The 14,767-nt window shown below is 57.2% G+C and carries 19 protein-coding genes; 10 read left to right on the forward strand and 9 right to left on the reverse strand.

Going from position 1 to position 14,767, the window contains the following annotated elements; genetic code table 11:
* Positions 1–9: 9 nt before the first annotated feature.
* Together OKC43_RS13365 and dolP are read left to right on the forward strand one after the other, a co-directional pair.
* Positions 10–600 (forward strand): D-sedoheptulose-7-phosphate isomerase, encoded by a 591-nt coding sequence (locus OKC43_RS13365; RefSeq protein ID WP_005336275.1) that lies wholly within the window; start codon positions 10–12, stop codon positions 598–600.
* A gap of 4 nt (positions 601–604) precedes the next feature.
* A complete protein-coding gene (gene dolP, locus OKC43_RS13370) occupies positions 605–1,183 on the forward strand; it encodes a division/outer membrane stress-associated lipid-binding lipoprotein (protein WP_005336277.1) in 579 nt (192 codons plus the stop codon).
* A 42-nt stretch (positions 1,184–1,225) separates the two neighbouring features.
* On the opposite strand, the gene OKC43_RS13375 is transcribed toward dolP, so the two are convergent.
* The 9 genes from OKC43_RS13375 to zapE all read right to left on the reverse strand — a co-directional run bounded on the left by OKC43_RS13375 (position 1,226) and on the right by zapE (position 8,724).
* Positions 1,226–1,651, reverse strand: a complete 426-nt coding sequence (locus OKC43_RS13375) for a ClpXP protease specificity-enhancing factor (RefSeq protein ID WP_005336278.1) — start codon at positions 1,649–1,651, stop codon at positions 1,226–1,228.
* Positions 1,648–2,277, reverse strand: a complete 630-nt coding sequence (sspA, locus tag OKC43_RS13380; RefSeq protein WP_005336279.1) for a stringent starvation protein SspA — start codon at positions 2,275–2,277, stop codon at positions 1,648–1,650. Before sspA ends, OKC43_RS13375 begins: the two co-directional genes overlap by 4 nt.
* Before the next feature lie 87 nt (positions 2,278–2,364).
* Positions 2,365–3,099, reverse strand: a complete 735-nt coding sequence (locus OKC43_RS13385; RefSeq protein WP_236271762.1) for a cytochrome c1 — start codon at positions 3,097–3,099, stop codon at positions 2,365–2,367.
* On the reverse strand, positions 3,096–4,313 hold the full coding sequence (locus OKC43_RS13390) for a cytochrome b (RefSeq protein WP_005336282.1): 1,218 nt from the start codon (positions 4,311–4,313) through the stop codon (positions 3,096–3,098). Before OKC43_RS13390 ends, OKC43_RS13385 begins: the two co-directional genes overlap by 4 nt.
* Positions 4,314–4,315: 2 nt before the next feature.
* The gene (gene petA, locus OKC43_RS13395) at positions 4,316–4,906 is read right to left on the reverse strand and encodes a ubiquinol-cytochrome c reductase iron-sulfur subunit (protein WP_005336284.1); all 591 of its coding nucleotides are present in this window, start codon (positions 4,904–4,906) and stop codon (positions 4,316–4,318) included.
* Between the two features lie 278 nt (positions 4,907–5,184).
* A protein-coding gene (locus OKC43_RS13400; RefSeq protein WP_236271761.1) for an IS3 family transposase occupies positions 5,185–6,404 on the reverse strand; the annotation gives its coding sequence in 2 pieces (ribosomal slippage) (positions 5,185–6,056 and positions 6,056–6,404; 1,221 coding nt in all).
* A gap of 122 nt (positions 6,405–6,526) precedes the next feature.
* The gene (gene rpsI, locus OKC43_RS13405) at positions 6,527–6,919 is read right to left on the reverse strand and encodes a 30S ribosomal protein S9 (protein WP_005336286.1); all 393 of its coding nucleotides are present in this window, start codon (positions 6,917–6,919) and stop codon (positions 6,527–6,529) included.
* A 15-nt stretch (positions 6,920–6,934) separates the two neighbouring features.
* Positions 6,935–7,363, reverse strand: a complete 429-nt coding sequence (rplM, locus tag OKC43_RS13410) for a 50S ribosomal protein L13 (RefSeq protein ID WP_005336289.1) — start codon at positions 7,361–7,363, stop codon at positions 6,935–6,937.
* Between the two features lie 266 nt (positions 7,364–7,629).
* The gene (zapE, locus tag OKC43_RS13415; RefSeq protein WP_236271760.1) at positions 7,630–8,724 is read right to left on the reverse strand and encodes a cell division protein ZapE; all 1,095 of its coding nucleotides are present in this window, start codon (positions 8,722–8,724) and stop codon (positions 7,630–7,632) included.
* A 140-nt stretch (positions 8,725–8,864) separates the two neighbouring features.
* Here zapE and OKC43_RS13420 point away from each other — a divergent pair, with 140 nt between their 5' ends.
* From OKC43_RS13420 to OKC43_RS13455, 8 genes are all read left to right on the forward strand, one after another.
* Positions 8,865–9,245 (forward strand): YhcB family protein, encoded by a 381-nt coding sequence (locus OKC43_RS13420; protein ID WP_005356646.1) that lies wholly within the window; start codon positions 8,865–8,867, stop codon positions 9,243–9,245.
* Between the two features lie 81 nt (positions 9,246–9,326).
* Positions 9,327–10,688, forward strand: a complete 1,362-nt coding sequence (locus tag OKC43_RS13425; protein ID WP_005336295.1) for a Do family serine endopeptidase — start codon at positions 9,327–9,329, stop codon at positions 10,686–10,688.
* Positions 10,689–10,797: 109 nt separating this feature from the next.
* A complete protein-coding gene (gene degS, locus OKC43_RS13430) occupies positions 10,798–11,922 on the forward strand; it encodes an outer membrane-stress sensor serine endopeptidase DegS (protein ID WP_005336297.1) in 1,125 nt (374 codons plus the stop codon).
* Positions 11,923–12,236: 314 nt separating this feature from the next.
* Positions 12,237–12,596, forward strand: a complete 360-nt coding sequence (locus OKC43_RS13435) for a transcriptional regulator (RefSeq protein WP_005355140.1) — start codon at positions 12,237–12,239, stop codon at positions 12,594–12,596.
* Between the two features lie 17 nt (positions 12,597–12,613).
* Complete coding sequence (locus tag OKC43_RS13440) at positions 12,614–12,979, forward strand: SFCGS family glycine-rich protein (protein WP_005355141.1); 366 nt, start codon at positions 12,614–12,616, stop codon at positions 12,977–12,979.
* Positions 12,979–13,275 carry a DUF4312 family protein gene (locus OKC43_RS13445; protein WP_064335274.1) on the forward strand — a complete coding sequence of 99 codons (297 nt, stop codon included), beginning with the start codon at positions 12,979–12,981 and terminating at the stop codon, positions 13,273–13,275. The genes OKC43_RS13440 and OKC43_RS13445 overlap by 1 nt, the downstream gene beginning before the upstream one ends.
* A 39-nt stretch (positions 13,276–13,314) precedes the next feature.
* On the forward strand, positions 13,315–14,091 hold the full coding sequence (locus tag OKC43_RS13450) for a DUF4311 domain-containing protein (protein ID WP_236271759.1): 777 nt from the start codon (positions 13,315–13,317) through the stop codon (positions 14,089–14,091).
* An 11-nt stretch (positions 14,092–14,102) separates the two neighbouring features.
* Positions 14,103–14,753 carry a DUF4310 family protein gene (locus tag OKC43_RS13455; RefSeq protein ID WP_005355144.1) on the forward strand — a complete coding sequence of 217 codons (651 nt, stop codon included), beginning with the start codon at positions 14,103–14,105 and terminating at the stop codon, positions 14,751–14,753.
* The last annotated feature ends 14 nt before the right edge of the window (positions 14,754–14,767 follow it).

Here is a 14,767-nt window from a genome sequence, read left to right on the forward strand (position 1 = left end):
GAGGACCCTATGACTGACCGCATCAAAGAGAACTACACCGAAAGCATCCAGACCAAGATAGCCGCCGCCGAGGCGCTGCCGGATGCAATCCATACTGCAGCCCAGATGATCACCATCTGCCTGCTCAATGGCCACAAGGTGCTGGCATGCGGTAACGGTCCTTCTGCCGCACTGGCGCAACTGTTCATCTCCGAACTGGTCAACTGCTACGAGACCCAGCGCCCCTCCCTGCCCGGCATGGCCCTGACCCCGGACATGGCGACCATCAGCGCCATCGCCACCGACCACGGTTTTGAAGAGGTCTACGCCAAGCAGATCCGCGCGCTGGGCCAGCCTGGCGACATTCTGGTGGTCATCACCACCTCCGGCCACAGCCGCAGCCTGATCAAGGCCGCCGAAGCCGCCCTCTCCCGCGACATGACCATAGTGGTGCTGAGCGGGGGTGACGGTGGCGAAATGGCAGGCCTGCTCGGCCCGAACGATGTGGAGATCCGTGTTCCCTCCGCCCGTCGCCCTCGCATTCTGGAAGTGAATCTGTTGACCCTGCACTGCCTGTGTGATCTCATCGACCAGACACTTTTCCCGCAACAGGAAGATTGAAACCATGAAAAAGCACACTATCCTGCTCGGTCTGCTGGTTAGCACCCTGCTGCTGCAAGGCTGCGCAGCCCTGGTTGTTGGCGGCGCCGCAGGGACTGCCAAGGCCTCTGGCGATCGCCGAACCCTGGGCGCACAGTGGGATGACCAGACCATCGAGCTGAAAGCGGCCAATCTGCTGGCCGACAACAAACCACTCAGCGCAGCCAGCAAGATCAGCGTCTACAGCAACAATGGCCGCGTCCTGCTGGTCGGCCAGACACCTTCTGACGTTTACAAGATTGAGGCGGGCAAAATTGTCAGTCGCATCGAAGGGGTTCGCCACGTCTACAACGAATTGCGCATCGGCCAACCTGCCAGTTTCACCACTCGCAGCAATGACTCCTGGATCACCTCCAAGGTGAAAGCCGATATGTTCGGCACCAAGAACTTCGACAGCACCAAGGTCAAGGTGGTCACCGAGAACGGCGAGGTATTCCTGATTGGTCTGGTGACTCGCCAGGAGGGAGAGCAGGCAGTCAACATCGCCCGCCATGTCACCGGCGTAAAGCGCGTGATCAAGGCCTTCGAATTCGCCCAGAACTAAGCCAACGCGGCATAAAAAAACGCAGCCAATCGGCTGCGTTTTTTATTTGATCACCTTCAGGGTCGGACGACCGCTTGGACGCGGCGGTTCCGGCTCAGGCTCCACCGGCGCTTCAGCCTGCTCCAGCCAGATATCGTAACCCGGCTCGGGCGGGAACATGGTGCCCACGCCGTTCTCCCGGGCATGAATAGCCAGTACGGCCGCCATCGGGATGTAAACCTGCTGGGAGACCCCGCCAAAGCGGGCACTGAAGCTAATAGCCTCGTTATCCATGTGAAATTGCATCACGGCTCGGGGTGCGATATTCAGTACAATTTGCCCGTCCTGAGCAAACTGCATCGGCACCATCACATGGGGAATGTTGACGTTGACCACCAGATGAGGGGTCAGATCGTTGTCCAGCAACCAGTCAAAGAACGCCCGTAACAAGTACGGGCGGCTCGGTGTCATTGTCGGTTCCATGCTCATACGCCAGCACGGATCTCGCGTTCGGCTTCGGTCAGGGAAGCCTGGAAGGACTCACGCTCGAACAGACGAACCATATAGGCCTTCAGCTCTTTGGCGCCACGACCGGTCAGGTCGATGCCAAGGCTCGGCAGACGCCACAGCAGCGGTGCCATGTAGCAATCCACCAGACCGAACTCTTCGCTCATGAAATAGGGCATTTCACCGAAGATCGGCGCGATGGCCAGCAGGTTGTCACGCAGTTCATTGCGTGCCGCTTCAGCATCGGTACCGGCCATGATCTTGTCGGCCAAGGAGTACCAGTCCAGCTCGATGCGGTGCATCATCAGACGACTGTTACCACGGGCAACCGGGTAAACAGGCATCAGGGGCGGATGCGGGAAGCGCTCGTCCAGATACTCCATGATGATGCGCGAGGTGTAGAGCGCCAGCTCACGATCAACCAGGGTCGGTACAGAGTTGTACGGGTTCAGCTCGGCCAGCTCATCCGGCAGATTGGCTGGATCAACCTGGCAGATATCCACGCTAACACCCTTCTCCGCCAGGACAATACGCACCTGATGGCTGAACATATCGTTGGCACCGGAAAACAGCGTCATTACCGAACGCTTATTGGCAGCTACAGCCATTGAACCCTCCCGTCATTAAAAAGCAGAAACGGCAATGAAGCATTTTGGTCTTCATTGCCGTGCATTATATTACCCGGATCTGGTCGCTTAGTGAACGTCGCGCCAGAATTCCTTCTTCAACAGCACAGTGAAGATGAAGAAGATCACGATGAAACCAAGCACCCAGAAGCCCATGCGTTCACGCTCCTGTTGTACCGGCTCAGCCGAGTAGACCAAGAAGTTTACCAGATCCAGTACCGTCTGATCATACTCTTCGTCATCCATTTCACCATTACCGTCAGATTTGATACTGACAACCTGCTGGGTTTCCACTCCGTCGACCGTGTGAGTAGCGAACTCTGCACGGGGGGTTCCCTGCAACGGCTCCAGCACATGGGGCATGCCCACGGACGGGAACACGGCGTTATTCACCCCGAACGGACGGGCCTCATCCACGTAGAAGGAGCGCAGATAGGTGTAGATCCAGTCTGCACCGCGCACCCTGGCAACCAGAGTCAGATCGGGGGGCGGCGCACCAAACCACTTGGCGGCATCCTTCTCTGACATGGCGCTCTTCATCAGGTCACCGACCTTTGCGCCGGTGAAAATCAGGTTCTCTTTCATCAAATCTTCGGGGATCCCGAGATCTTCTGCGACCCGGTTATAGCGCTGATACTGGGTAGAGTGGCATCCGGCGCAATAGTTCATGAAGGTGGCCGCGCCGCGTTGCAGCGATGCCTTGTCACTCAGATCGTAATTGGCTTTGTCCAGATGAACAGCTCCGCCACTTGCAAATACCAGAGATGGCAGCAGGGTCAGCACTGCAAATATTATTCTTTTCATTTAAATGTCACCCTCTCCGGCAGCGGCTTGGTGCTTTCATTCTTGCTATAGAAGAACAGCAGGACGAAGAACCCGAAATATCCCAGTGAACAGATCTGGGCAACCAGCGTCAACGTCGGCGTCGATGGCAGCACCCCCAACACCCCCAGAATGATGAAGCAGACCACAAACTGGGCAATGTTCAGCTTGTGCAGCATGCTGCGATAACGCACCGAGCGCACCTTGCAGCGATCCAGCCACGGCAGCAGGAACAGTACCACGATGGAGAGACCCATCATGATGACGCCAAGCAGCTTGTCCGGCACCGCCCGCAAAATGGCGTAAAACGGCGTGAAGTACCACACAGGCGCAATGTGCTCCGGAGTTTTCAGACCGTTGGCCACTTCAAAGTTCGGTTTCTCGAGGAAGTAACCCCACATATCCGGCTTGAAGAAGATGATGGCGCAGAAGAAGAACAGGAAGCCTGCCACACCGATCATATCCTTGACGGTGAAGTAAGGGTGGAACGCCACCGCATCCAGCGGCCAGCCGTTTTCGTCCTTGTGCTTCTTGATGTCGATACCGTCCGGGTTGTTGGAGCCTACTTCGTGCAGCGCCAGAATGTGCATGGCAACCAGCATCACCAGCACCAGCGGCAACGCGATGACGTGCAGCGCAAAGAAGCGGTTAAGGGTCGCACCGGAGATCACGTAGTCACCGCGGATCCACAGGGTCAGATCGTCACCAATGACCGGAATGGCGCCAAACAGCGAGATGATGACCTGAGCACCCCAGAATGACATCTGGCCCCAGGGCAACAAGTAACCCATAAAGGCTTCCGCCATCAGCACCAGGAAGATCAACATGCCGAAGATCCACAGCAGTTCACGAGGCTTCTGATAAGAGCCATAGATCATGCCGCGGAACATGTGCATGTAGACCACGATGAAGAATGCAGACGCACCGGTTGAGTGCATGTAACGCAGCAGCCAGCCGTACTCCACATCGCGCATGATGTACTCCACGGAGGCAAACGCACCTTCCGCGGAGGGGTTGTAGTTCATGGTCAGCCAGATACCGGTGATGATCTGGTTAACCAACACCAGCATGGCCAGCGAGCCGAAGAAGTACCAGAAGTTCAGATTCTTCGGTGCCGGATACTTGGCCATGTGGTCGTTGTACATGGCCGTGAGCGGGAATCGATAATCGATCCAGCCCATCAGTTTACTCAACATGGTCAGGCCTCCTTGCCATCGGCACCAACCTGGATGGTGGTGTCATTAATGAATTGATAGGGCGGAATGACCAGGTTCAGCGGTGCAGGCACCCCCTGGAACACACGGCCGGCCATGTCGAACTTGGAGCCATGGCACGGGCAGAAGAAGCCGGACGTAACGCCCTGCACCTGCTCGCCAAAGCTGTCAGGCAGATAGGAAGGTGAACACCCCAAGTGGGTGCAAATACCGACCGCGACAAAAATTTCGGGCTTGATCGATCTGTACCCGTTATGGGCATAGTCAGGCTGCTGCGGCTCTTCAGATGAGGGATCCCGCAGCTTGTCATCATGCGCGGCCAAGGCATCCAGCGTCTGTTTGGTGCGTTTCACCACCCAGACAGGCTTGCCTCGCCACTCGACACGGATGAGCTGACCCGGTTCCAACTTGCTGATATCGACTTCAACCGGCGCACCGGCTGCTTTGGCCTTGGCGCTCGGATTCCATGACTTTATAAACGGCACTGCGGTAAACGCAGCTCCTACCCCACCAACGGCAACCGTTGACCAGGTAAGAAATCTGCGGCGACCGGTATCAACTGGCGCATTGCTCATCCAAAAACTCTCCCATGTGGACTCCGCACATTCTTATAGTGTCCCTGTTCCCCATTTTTCCCGTGACAACAGCGGCGGAAGCTGGATTTACAATTGCCACAGAAAACAGGGGAAATTTTAAAGAAAAGATAACAACTTGACAAGAAAGAGCGGTGAGCAATGAAAACAATAAAGAAACAATTTTTTGTCTTTTGTGACGCGTGGTTAGCATTGATGTCGGTAATATTACTGTCTAGTCCTGAAATAGGTTTACACATTTTCAACTAGCATTTCTCTACTCAGAACCCCCGATGTACCGCATCGGGGGTTCTGTATTTCAACGCATGATGCGGCCGCTCCGCGTTGTAAATATCCACGGCTTCACGCACCATTTCCCGCGCTTGCGTTAAATCCTGCGGGCTTTGCAACAATAACTCTCCTTTCAAAATCCCGTTCACCCGCTCCGCCAACGCATTCTGGTAACAGTCATACCCATCCGTCATCGAGCATTTCACCCCGTACCGTTCATGTAGTGACTGATACAGCACCGAGCAATACTGCACGCCGCGGTCCGAGTGATGGATGAGTTCACCGCCGCCACGTCGTTGCTTCAGCGCTTTCTTGAACGCCATTGCCACCGATTCGGCATGCATTCCTTCGTGCACGTGATGGCCCACTATCTTGCGTGAGTACGCATCCGTCACCAGGCTCAGGTACAGCGGCCCGCTCCTGGCTGGCAGATAGGTGATGTCAGCGACCCAGACCTGCTCCGGGGCCACCGGCGTGACCTGCTCTGGCTCCGCCTTGAGCAAGTTGGGATGACGGTAGAAACGGTGAAAACTGTGGGTGGTCTTGTGATACACCCGTCTGGGTGGCACCAGCAGGCGGTGCTCGGCCAATATCTGAAACAGCCTGTCCCGCCCGACCTTGAGCCCGCCATCATCCTGACCCTGCAGCAGATAATGCAGCTTGCGAGTGCCCACCCGAGGTTGTCGCAGTCGAACTTGACGCACGAAGCGCACTACCTGCAGTCCTTGTGCATGGCGCTCGTCGGCGACCCGATTGCGCTTGTAGTAAGCCTGCCGGCTTATCCCCAGAAACAGGCAAGCCCTGACAATGCTCAGCCTTTCGACTTGCCGCTGCGAGAGGACTTGCCGGGTCGCTTTTTTACGATGGATACGCCGTAGTCATTCTTCAGTACATCGACGACGGCCTCAAAGAACTGGGCTTTCTGACTCATCAGCGCCAGCTGCTGCTCAAGTTCCTTGATGCGCTGTTCGGGCGTCTGGTTGTCGGGGTCAGGCATGGTGATGCTCCTGCCGGCGCGCACAGAAGCCCCCTGGCTCCAATCTTGCCGACCATGTTTACGCAACCATACCAGAACGGTGGAGCGGCCCTGAATGCCATAACGCACCTGAGCCTGTTTGTAGGTGAGCTCGCCTTTTTCAATCTGCTCGACCAGTGCCAGTTTAAAAGTCAGCGAGTAATCGCGCTGTGTCCGTTTCACACCTTGTCCCATCGGATTCTCCATTTATTGGGGGGAAAGGTGTAAACCCTATTCAGGACGGGACATACCAATAAAAAAAGCCTGGCAACCGCCAGGCTTTTTTGACACTCGAAAGAGTGAGTACCAAAAGCGAATTAACGCTTGGAGTACTGCGGACGCTTACGAGCTTTGTGCAGACCAACTTTCTTACGCTCAACCTTACGGGCATCACGAGTAACAAAGCCAGCTTTACGCAGTTCGGAACGCAGGGTTTCGTCGTACTGCATCAGAGCACGAGTGATACCGTGGCGGATCGCACCAGCTTGACCGGAGATGCCACCACCGTTAACGGTGATGTACAGATCCAGTTTCTCGGTCATCTCAACCAGTTCCAGCGGCTGACGAACTACCATGCGGGCAGTCGGACGGCCGAAGTACTGCTCCAGGGAGCGCTGGTTGATTACGATCTTGCCGCTACCCGCTTTGATAAATACGCGAGCAGTGGAGCTTTTGCGACGGCCGGTACCGTAGTATTGATTTTCTGCCATGTTGCCAGTTCCCGATTAGATATCCAGTACTTGAGGTTGCTGAGCAGCATGAGCATGCTCGGCGCCTGCGTAAACTTTCAGTTTACGGAACATGGCACGGCCCAGAGGACCTTTCGGCAGCATGCCTTTGACGGCTGCTTCGATTACCATTTCCGGTTTACGCTGAATCAGCTTGTCGAAGCTGATTGACTTGATACCACCCGGGAAACCGGAGTGAGCGTGGTACATTTTGTCGGTAAATTTCTTACCGGTTACGTGTACCTTCTCAGCGTTTACAACGATGATGTAATCACCGGTGTCAACGTGCGGAGTGTACTCAGCTTTGTGCTTACCACGCAGACGAGCAGCGATCTCGGTTGCGATACGACCCAGAGTTTTACCTTCTGCGTCCACAATGTACCAGTCACGTTTTACGGTTTCTGGCTTGGCAACGAAAGTTTTCATTAAGTTAAACCCAATTACCTGTTACAGACCCAATTGCTTATGGGGGCTCTCCCACAAACAACAAACGATGGCCTACCTGTACCCCTTCGAATACAAGTAAAGCTTAAAGTGTTGCTGTCTTATCGACAGCTGTAACGTGGGCCGGGCGATTATAAGTGAAGTTGCCTTAAATATCACCTGCTAATTTCACTGCCATGAAACCAGCAAATGTCGCCCGGCCCTACCTGCCGCAGATGCCCATCCGACTGGCAGGCGCGGTATTGTGACTAAGGAAGGTGCACTCTGGCAAGGTATTCGTGCGATTGCATTTCCTGAAGCCGTGAAAGACAGCGTTGGAATTCGAAATTCAGTAGCCCTTCGCCGTAGAGTTCTGCCATGGGAACCGCCGCCGACATGATGAGCTTGACGTGCCGTTCATAAAACTCATCGACCATGGCAATGAAGCGGCGAGCCGCGTCATCCGTGCCTGTGCCCATTGGCTGCACATTCGCCAGCAGAACAGTATGGAACAGCCTGGCCAGCTCGATATAGTCGTTCTGGGAGCGGGGAGTACAACAAAGTTGCTCAAATTCCATGTAGAGCACCCCTTCCCCCATTCCCTGCGACTTCAGCTGACGATGATTGACCTCGAACGTCCCCTCGCAAGCCGTGTGCCCACCGGTTAATTGCTGAAAATAGTGGTCAAGATTGGCTTTTGCCTGCAAGTCCAGCGGGCAGTGATAAATCTCGGCTTGTTCCAGCGTACGCAGGCGATAGTCGATACCGCCATCCACGTTAAGTACCTCGCAATGGCGCTCGATAAGCTCGATAGCTGGCAGAAAACGGGCTCGCTGCAGCCCGTTGCGATAAAGATCCTGTGGCGGAATATTTGAAGTGGCAACCAGCACGACACCGTGACCAAACAGCTCCTGGAACAGCGTACCCAGCAACATGGCGTCGGTGATGTCGGAGACAAAAAATTCGTCGAAACAGATGATGTCTGTCTCGCTGGCAAGCTTGCTGGCCACCAGCTTGAGGGGATCGGACTGCCCGCTCAGCCCCTGCAGTTCATCGTGAATGCGGTGCATGAAGCGGTGGAAATGGCTGCGCATCTTGCGCGTCCCAGGCAGGCTGTCGAAAAAAGTATCCATCAGCCAGGTCTTGCCTCGGCCCACTCCGCCCCACATATAGATACCGAGGACGGGCTCCGGCGGCTTGGGCTTTTGCAGCCAACCCAGCAGCCCTCGAGATCTGGTCGGAGTCGGGCGCCGTAGCAAATCCTGATACAGTCGCTCCAGCCTGCTAATGGCCATCCCCTGCGCGGGGTCGGCCACAAAGCCGGGGCGCAGCAGATCCTGCTGGTATTTTTGCTGCGGTGTCATCCTTGAGCGCCTCTCCAAGTCCCTGAATCGAGGACAAAATGGTATCACGGCCTCAGGACGCACGGTATAGTGCCATCAAGGCATGGCGGTTATGACGACCGCATAAACCCACTCTGTTTTAGCTGTAACAAGGAGCATCTATGAGTCTGTTAACTGGGATCCTGCTGGCTGTCGCGGCCTTGATTATCGGTATCGTTCTCGGCCGTTTTTCGGTGCGTAGCCGCGATGCTGGCCGTCTGGAACAGGAACTGAAGAAGGCCCACAAGGAGCTCGAGAGTTATCAGGGCCAGATCAACACCCACTTCGCCGACAGCGCCGCCCTGATGGAGCAACTGGCCGAGCAGTATCAGACCCTCTATCGCCACATGGCCGAGCAGAGCAAATTCCTGGCCAAGGCGCAGGAACCGCTGTTCCGCGAATCATTGGTAGAAGAAGCCCCTGCCAATGTGGCAGAAGAGCCGGGCGTTCCGCCTCGCGACTATGCTGGCGCCTCTTCCGGACTGCTCAAGCAACCAAACTAGTTCCTCGCGGAACTAATTGGCCAGTCCCGTGGTCTGACCTTGACGATTGCAATGCAACTTTTTCTGGGAGCTGTTTTTCATATGCGTAAACCTCTTTCCATGCTCAGTGTGCTAGCCCTCAGTGTCGGTATCGCCATGTCTGCGGCCCCTGCTCAGGCTGCACTGCCTTCCCTGTTAGGTTCAAATCAGGAGATGCCAAGCCTGGCGCCTGTTCTCGAACAGGTCACCCCGGCGGTGGTCAATATCTCGGTTTCTGGCAAAAAAATTACCCGTCAGCGTCTGCCGGAACAGTTCAAGTTCTTCTTCGGCCCCAACATGCCCGATGAACAGGTGAGCGAGCAGCCGTTCCAGGCGCTCGGCTCCGGTGTCATCGTCGATGCCAAGAAGGGTTACGTCATCACCAACGCCCACGTGGTGCACGAGGCGGACGAGATCAAGGTCAACCTGAAGGATGGTCGTGAGTACGCGGCCAAGAAGATCGGTGAAGACAAGCAGTCCGACATCGCTCTGCTGCAAATCAAGGCCGAGGATCTGGTGCAGATCAAGTTTGCCGACTCCGACGAGCTGCGGGTGGGTGACTATGCGCTGGCCATCGGCAACCCGTTTGGTCTGGGTCAGACCGTCACGTCAGGTATCGTCAGCGCGCTGGGCCGCAGCGGCCTCAACATCGAGAATCTGGAGAACTTCATCCAGACCGATGCGGCCATCAACTCCGGTAACTCCGGCGGCGCCCTGCTCAACCTGCGTGGCGAGCTGATCGGTATCAACACCGCGATTCTGGGCCCGAACGGCGGCAACATTGGCATCGGCTTTGCCATCCCTTCCAACATGGTGCGGGATCTGACCGAGCAGATCGTCAAGTACGGTGAAGTGCGTCGCGGCCAGCTCGGTATTACCGGCACCGAACTTACCTCAGACATCGCCAAAACCTTCGGCTACAACAAGAAGGATGGTGCCTTCGTCAATCAGGTCATGCCTGATTCGGCGGCCGACAAGGCGGGCATCAAGGCCGGCGATATCATCGTCAGTATCGATGGCAAACCGGTTCGCTCCTTCGGCGAGCTGCGTGCCAAGATCGCTACCATGGGCGCTGGCAAGCAGGTCGAACTGGGACTGATCCGCGATGGCAAGTCACAAACTGCCAAAGTGACCCTGAAGCAGGCAGATGACAGCGAAGTACGCGCCAGCGCGCTGCATCCGGCACTGGAAGGAGCCAAGCTGAGCACCACTACCGACCCGGTCTCCGGTGTCGCGGTGGCCGACATTGATCCTCGCTCTCCGGCAGCCGCTTCCGGCCTGCAGAAGGGTGACATCATCATCGGAGTCAACCGCCTGCGCATCAACACCCTGGGCGAGCTGACCAAGGCGCTCAAGAACAAGCCTGACGTGCTGGCGCTAAACATCCAGCGTGGCGACTCCTCGCTCTATCTGGTGATCCGCTAACACCCGGGTTGTTCGCCACTCTCTCCATCACCCGCGGTCTTCACCGCGGGTGATTTTTATCCATCGATAGTGTTATTCTCTGCGCGCAGCCTGTACGGATGAGAATGACATGAAAATCCCCCCTTTAGTCAGTTACTTGGGCAAGTCTGTCGGTTTTGGATTAACCGTCGCGGCGCTGCTGTTGCTGCTGTTTCCCCATTTTCGCGGTGGTGCCCAACTGCCCGGCATCATCACCAATGCCCGTGAACTGAGTTTCTCCTATGCCGCCCATAGGGCAGGCCCCGCCGTCGTCAACATCTACACCCGCAGCTTTGCCCCCAATCAGGGCAATCAGGGGGAACTGCGCCCGCAAGGGCTGGGTTCCGGCGTCATCATGAATCAGCGCGGCTATGTGCTGACCAACTACCACGTCATCGCCGATGCCGACCAGATCATCGTCGCGTTGCAGGATGGCCGGGTCTTCAGCGCCGAGCTGGTCGGCACCGATCAGCTCACCGACCTCGCCGTGCTCTATATCGAGTCAGACAACCTGCCTGTGATCCCGCAGGATCCCGAGCGACTACCAGAAGTGGGGGATGTGGTGCTCGCCATCGGCAACCCCTACAACGTCGGCCAGACCATCACCCAGGGCATCATCAGCGCGACCGGCCGTACCGGCCTCTCCAGCATGGGGCCCGACAGCAATGGCCGTCAGGATCTGCTGCAGACCGATGCCGCCATCAACGAGGGCAACTCGGGCGGCGCGCTGGTCAACGGCCGTGGCGATCTGGTGGGTATCAACACCGCCACCTATCACCTCAACGGCAATCAGGAGAGCTACGGCATCAGCTTCGCCATCCCCTACCGGCTGGCAAAACGGATCATGGATGAGCTGATCGCCAACGGCCGGGTGATCCGCGGCTATCTCGGGATCTCCAGTGTCGAGATCAACCCCATAGTCGCGCGGATGATGAACCTCGGCGACCTGCGTGGTCTGGTGGTTGAGAGTCTGGATCCCAACGGCCCGGCGGCCAAAGGCGGCCTGCAGCGAGGGGATGTGCTGCTCAAGATCAACGGAGAGGCCATCAGTGGCGTACGCAGCGCCATGGACAAGATTGTCGAGAGCCGCCCCGGCACCAAGCTGACCATCTCGGTATTCCGCTCCGGCAAGCCGCTGGAAGTGGTGGTCACCATAGAGGAAGACCTGCGCTATCAGCAGAGAACGGCCAGCTCGAGCGCAGCATCGGCCAGCTAGCGTCACTCCTTTTTATGAGAAGGGCGGGAAACCGCCCTTTTCCATATCTGCCCTCTCGGCAACGTCTCTTACCGTGAGATGACTCACAGTTTCCCGCAACGCTTGCCCTGCCCCCGCCCCCCGATTAGTGCGCTACCGATCACACAAAACCGGCCCCAATAAGCACTCTTTTTGTCTTTTCAGTATCCAAACAATCACTTTGGGGCCATTTCCTCAGGAATTTCCGCTTCGAATCGGAAAAACGCTGCCTCCTCCACATCGACGCGCAGGCTTAGGGTAACGCCATACCTTCTGCCAGCCTTGGAGAGCAGACATTGCAAACAGAGACTCACGACCAGACCCTGACCCCGAACAGCCCGGAGTTGCTGCGCCAGACCGATCATATCCTCGCGCGCATTTATCCCCTGCTGGCCGAACAGGGCATCATCCCCAACGAGGTGCAACGGCAGATGCTGGCCTCCCATGTCAAAGCCATGGTGTGGCGCTCCCACAGCGGTGAGCCCCTGCCAGAAGTTGACCTCAGCCTGTTTGAAGAGATCTCCCCCCTCTCACTGCGTCTCGCCGAACAGGTCGTCAGCTGGCTGGATCAGCTTGCTTATGAGGAGGCACACCTCTTGTCCGTCCATTTTGAAGTCGCCAAAGAAAACGAACTCAGCTCGGTGCAGAACCCGTAACTCAAGGAGAAATCGATATGACAGCCATCAAACTCGTGATCGGAGACCGTCTCGGCAAGGGTCAGAAAGTGGGCGCAGGCGCGGAAGCTGCCGGGGCCAACGTGACCATCATCCCAGGCATGGCCGCTGACATGAAGCTCGGCGACGTGATGAACAAGGAGCAGGCGGATCTCGGCATCTCCTTCTGCGGCAGCGGCGGCGCCGGGGCGATCACCGCCCAGACCAAATACGGCTACAAGTGCCGCTACGGCATGCGCTCTGTTGAAGAGGGCGTCACCGCCATCAACGAAGGGTGCGTGGTGCTGGGCTTCGGTTTCATGGACAAGGAAGAGCTGGGCCAGAAGCTGGTCGAAGCCTTCGCCAAGAAGCACGGACGCGCCTGATGAAAGAGAACTTCACCACCCAGGTCATCGTCAACGGCAAGGGGACGACACGCCAGCAGGCGTTTGCCTCCGCCCTCAGCCAGGTGCAACCCACACTGCTCAAGGACAACCAGCAGGTACTGCTGCGTATTGAGCCGGTCGATGTACAGGTGCTCAAAGCCGAGGAGTTGGTCCGGGTGGAGAAGTTCCTGTTCTTCTTCCTGCCGCGCCAGCGCCGCGAATACCGCGTCCAGCTGGAGATCAAGGTTCAGGTCACCAGTCTGGATGTCGCCAAGGTGACATTCACCCAGGTGTGATGCCTGCGCAGGCACAACCCCACAAGAAGGATACGTTGGATGTTTCTAATCATTTTTATCAAGTCACTCATCATTGGCGGCCTGGTTGGCGTCGGGGTGGGGGCCGGCGCGGCGCGGATGTTCCACGCCCCGACCGTACAGGGCATGGGTGCCTTCCGCACCCTGGGCGAACTTAACTCCTGCGAGGGGGATCCCGCTTCTCACTTCTCGTTTGGTCTGGGCTTCTTCTTCAACGCCTGGGCCTCGACCGTGGCGGCCGGCGCCTTCACCCAGGATGTGGATCACCGCATCATCCCGCACTGGGCCACGGCGGCACTGCTGTTCAAAAATCGGGATCTCACCACCACTCTGCACGACCCGAAAAAGATGGCCATCGCTGGCGGCATCATAGGTGCCATCGTGGTCGCCTTCCTCAACAGTACGGCGGCTGCCGTTCCTGCAGCTCTGCAGGTCACAGCGGTCAAGGTGCTGGTACCAGCCGCCAACCTGCTGGTCAACACCGTCATGCCCGTGATCTTTTGGCTCGCTGCCATCGAGGCGGGCAAGAAATCCGGTTTCTGGGCCACCATCTTCGGCGGTCTGGCCCAGCTCATCATGGGCAACGCGGTACCGGGTCTGGTGCTCGGCATCCTGATCGGCAAGGGCGTGGAAGAGAGCGGCTGGAACCATGTCACCAAGGTGATGATGGCAGCCATCGTGCTGCTGTTCGTGCTGAGCGGCTTCTTCCGCGGCTTCGATATGAAACTGATTGAATCCTTCCATATGGGTGTCCCCCTGTGGCTGGAAAACGTCCATAACCTGCTGAGCGGCAAATAAGGGGTCACACCATGGATGAGAAACTGAAAAACAACTTCTGGTATGCCGACTGGTCATTCCCCATCTTCGTCGGTCTGCTCTCGGCCGGGGTCTTTGCCGGTACCCACATGTTCTATCTGTACGGGGTCGGTGCCTTCAACGAGGTAGCCTTCGTCGCCATGCTGAAAGCCGGCATGGACACGGGAGCCTACGGCGCGGTAGCCGCGTTCGGTGCCAGCTTCCTGTTCGCCCGCATCATCGAGGGCTCCCTGGTGGGGATTCTGGATATCGGCGGTGCCATCCAGACCGGGGTTGGCCTCGGCGTGCCAGCACTTCTGCTGGGGGCCGGCATCGTCTATCCGGTGGAGAACTTCGGCGCCTCGCTGGCAACCGGCATGGGGATTGGTCTGGCCATCGGCTACGTCATCATTCTGGCGCGCAAGTTCACCATCAACCAGAGCAACTCCACTTACGGTGCTGACGTGATGATGGGCGCAGGCAACAGCTCTGGCCGCTTCCTCGGCCCCCTCATCATCCTCTCCGCCATGGGTGCCTCCATCCCCATCGGTATCGGTTCCCTGCTGGGTGCGCTGCTGTTCTACGTGTGGGGCAAGCCCATCACCGGCGGTGCCATTCTGGGAGCCATGCTGCTGGGTACCTTCTTCCCGGTCGCCCTTGTGTAAGTACCAGCCGCCCT

The organism is Aeromonas sp. Y289-2, assembly GCF_027705925.1.
Lineage (GTDB): Bacteria > Pseudomonadota > Gammaproteobacteria > Enterobacterales > Aeromonadaceae > Aeromonas > Aeromonas veronii.

Coding starts and splice junctions, on each gene's coding strand:
- OKC43_RS13365 (WP_005336275.1), top strand. CDS start 10: ATGACTGACCGCATCAAAGAGAACTACACCGAAAGCATCCAGACCAAG.
- dolP (WP_005336277.1), top strand. CDS start 605: ATGAAAAAGCACACTATCCTGCTCGGTCTGCTGGTTAGCACCCTGCTG.
- OKC43_RS13375 (WP_005336278.1), bottom strand. CDS start 1,651: ATGAGCATGGAACCGACAATGACACCGAGCCGCCCGTACTTGTTACGG.
- sspA (WP_005336279.1), bottom strand. CDS start 2,277: ATGGCTGTAGCTGCCAATAAGCGTTCGGTAATGACGCTGTTTTCCGGT.
- OKC43_RS13385 (WP_236271762.1), bottom strand. CDS start 3,099: ATGAAAAGAATAATATTTGCAGTGCTGACCCTGCTGCCATCTCTGGTA.
- OKC43_RS13390 (WP_005336282.1), bottom strand. CDS start 4,313: ATGTTGAGTAAACTGATGGGCTGGATCGATTATCGATTCCCGCTCACG.
- petA (WP_005336284.1), bottom strand. CDS start 4,906: ATGAGCAATGCGCCAGTTGATACCGGTCGCCGCAGATTTCTTACCTGG.
- rpsI (WP_005336286.1), bottom strand. CDS start 6,919: ATGGCAGAAAATCAATACTACGGTACCGGCCGTCGCAAAAGCTCCACT.
- rplM (WP_005336289.1), bottom strand. CDS start 7,363: ATGAAAACTTTCGTTGCCAAGCCAGAAACCGTAAAACGTGACTGGTAC.
- zapE (WP_236271760.1), bottom strand. CDS start 8,724: ATGACACCGCAGCAAAAATACCAGCAGGATCTGCTGCGCCCCGGCTTT.
- OKC43_RS13420 (WP_005356646.1), top strand. CDS start 8,865: ATGAGTCTGTTAACTGGGATCCTGCTGGCTGTCGCGGCCTTGATTATC.
- OKC43_RS13425 (WP_005336295.1), top strand. CDS start 9,327: ATGCGTAAACCTCTTTCCATGCTCAGTGTGCTAGCCCTCAGTGTCGGT.
- degS (WP_005336297.1), top strand. CDS start 10,798: ATGAAAATCCCCCCTTTAGTCAGTTACTTGGGCAAGTCTGTCGGTTTT.
- OKC43_RS13440 (WP_005355141.1), top strand. CDS start 12,614: ATGACAGCCATCAAACTCGTGATCGGAGACCGTCTCGGCAAGGGTCAG.
- OKC43_RS13445 (WP_064335274.1), top strand. CDS start 12,979: ATGAAAGAGAACTTCACCACCCAGGTCATCGTCAACGGCAAGGGGACG.
- OKC43_RS13450 (WP_236271759.1), top strand. CDS start 13,315: ATGTTTCTAATCATTTTTATCAAGTCACTCATCATTGGCGGCCTGGTT.
- OKC43_RS13455 (WP_005355144.1), top strand. CDS start 14,103: ATGGATGAGAAACTGAAAAACAACTTCTGGTATGCCGACTGGTCATTC.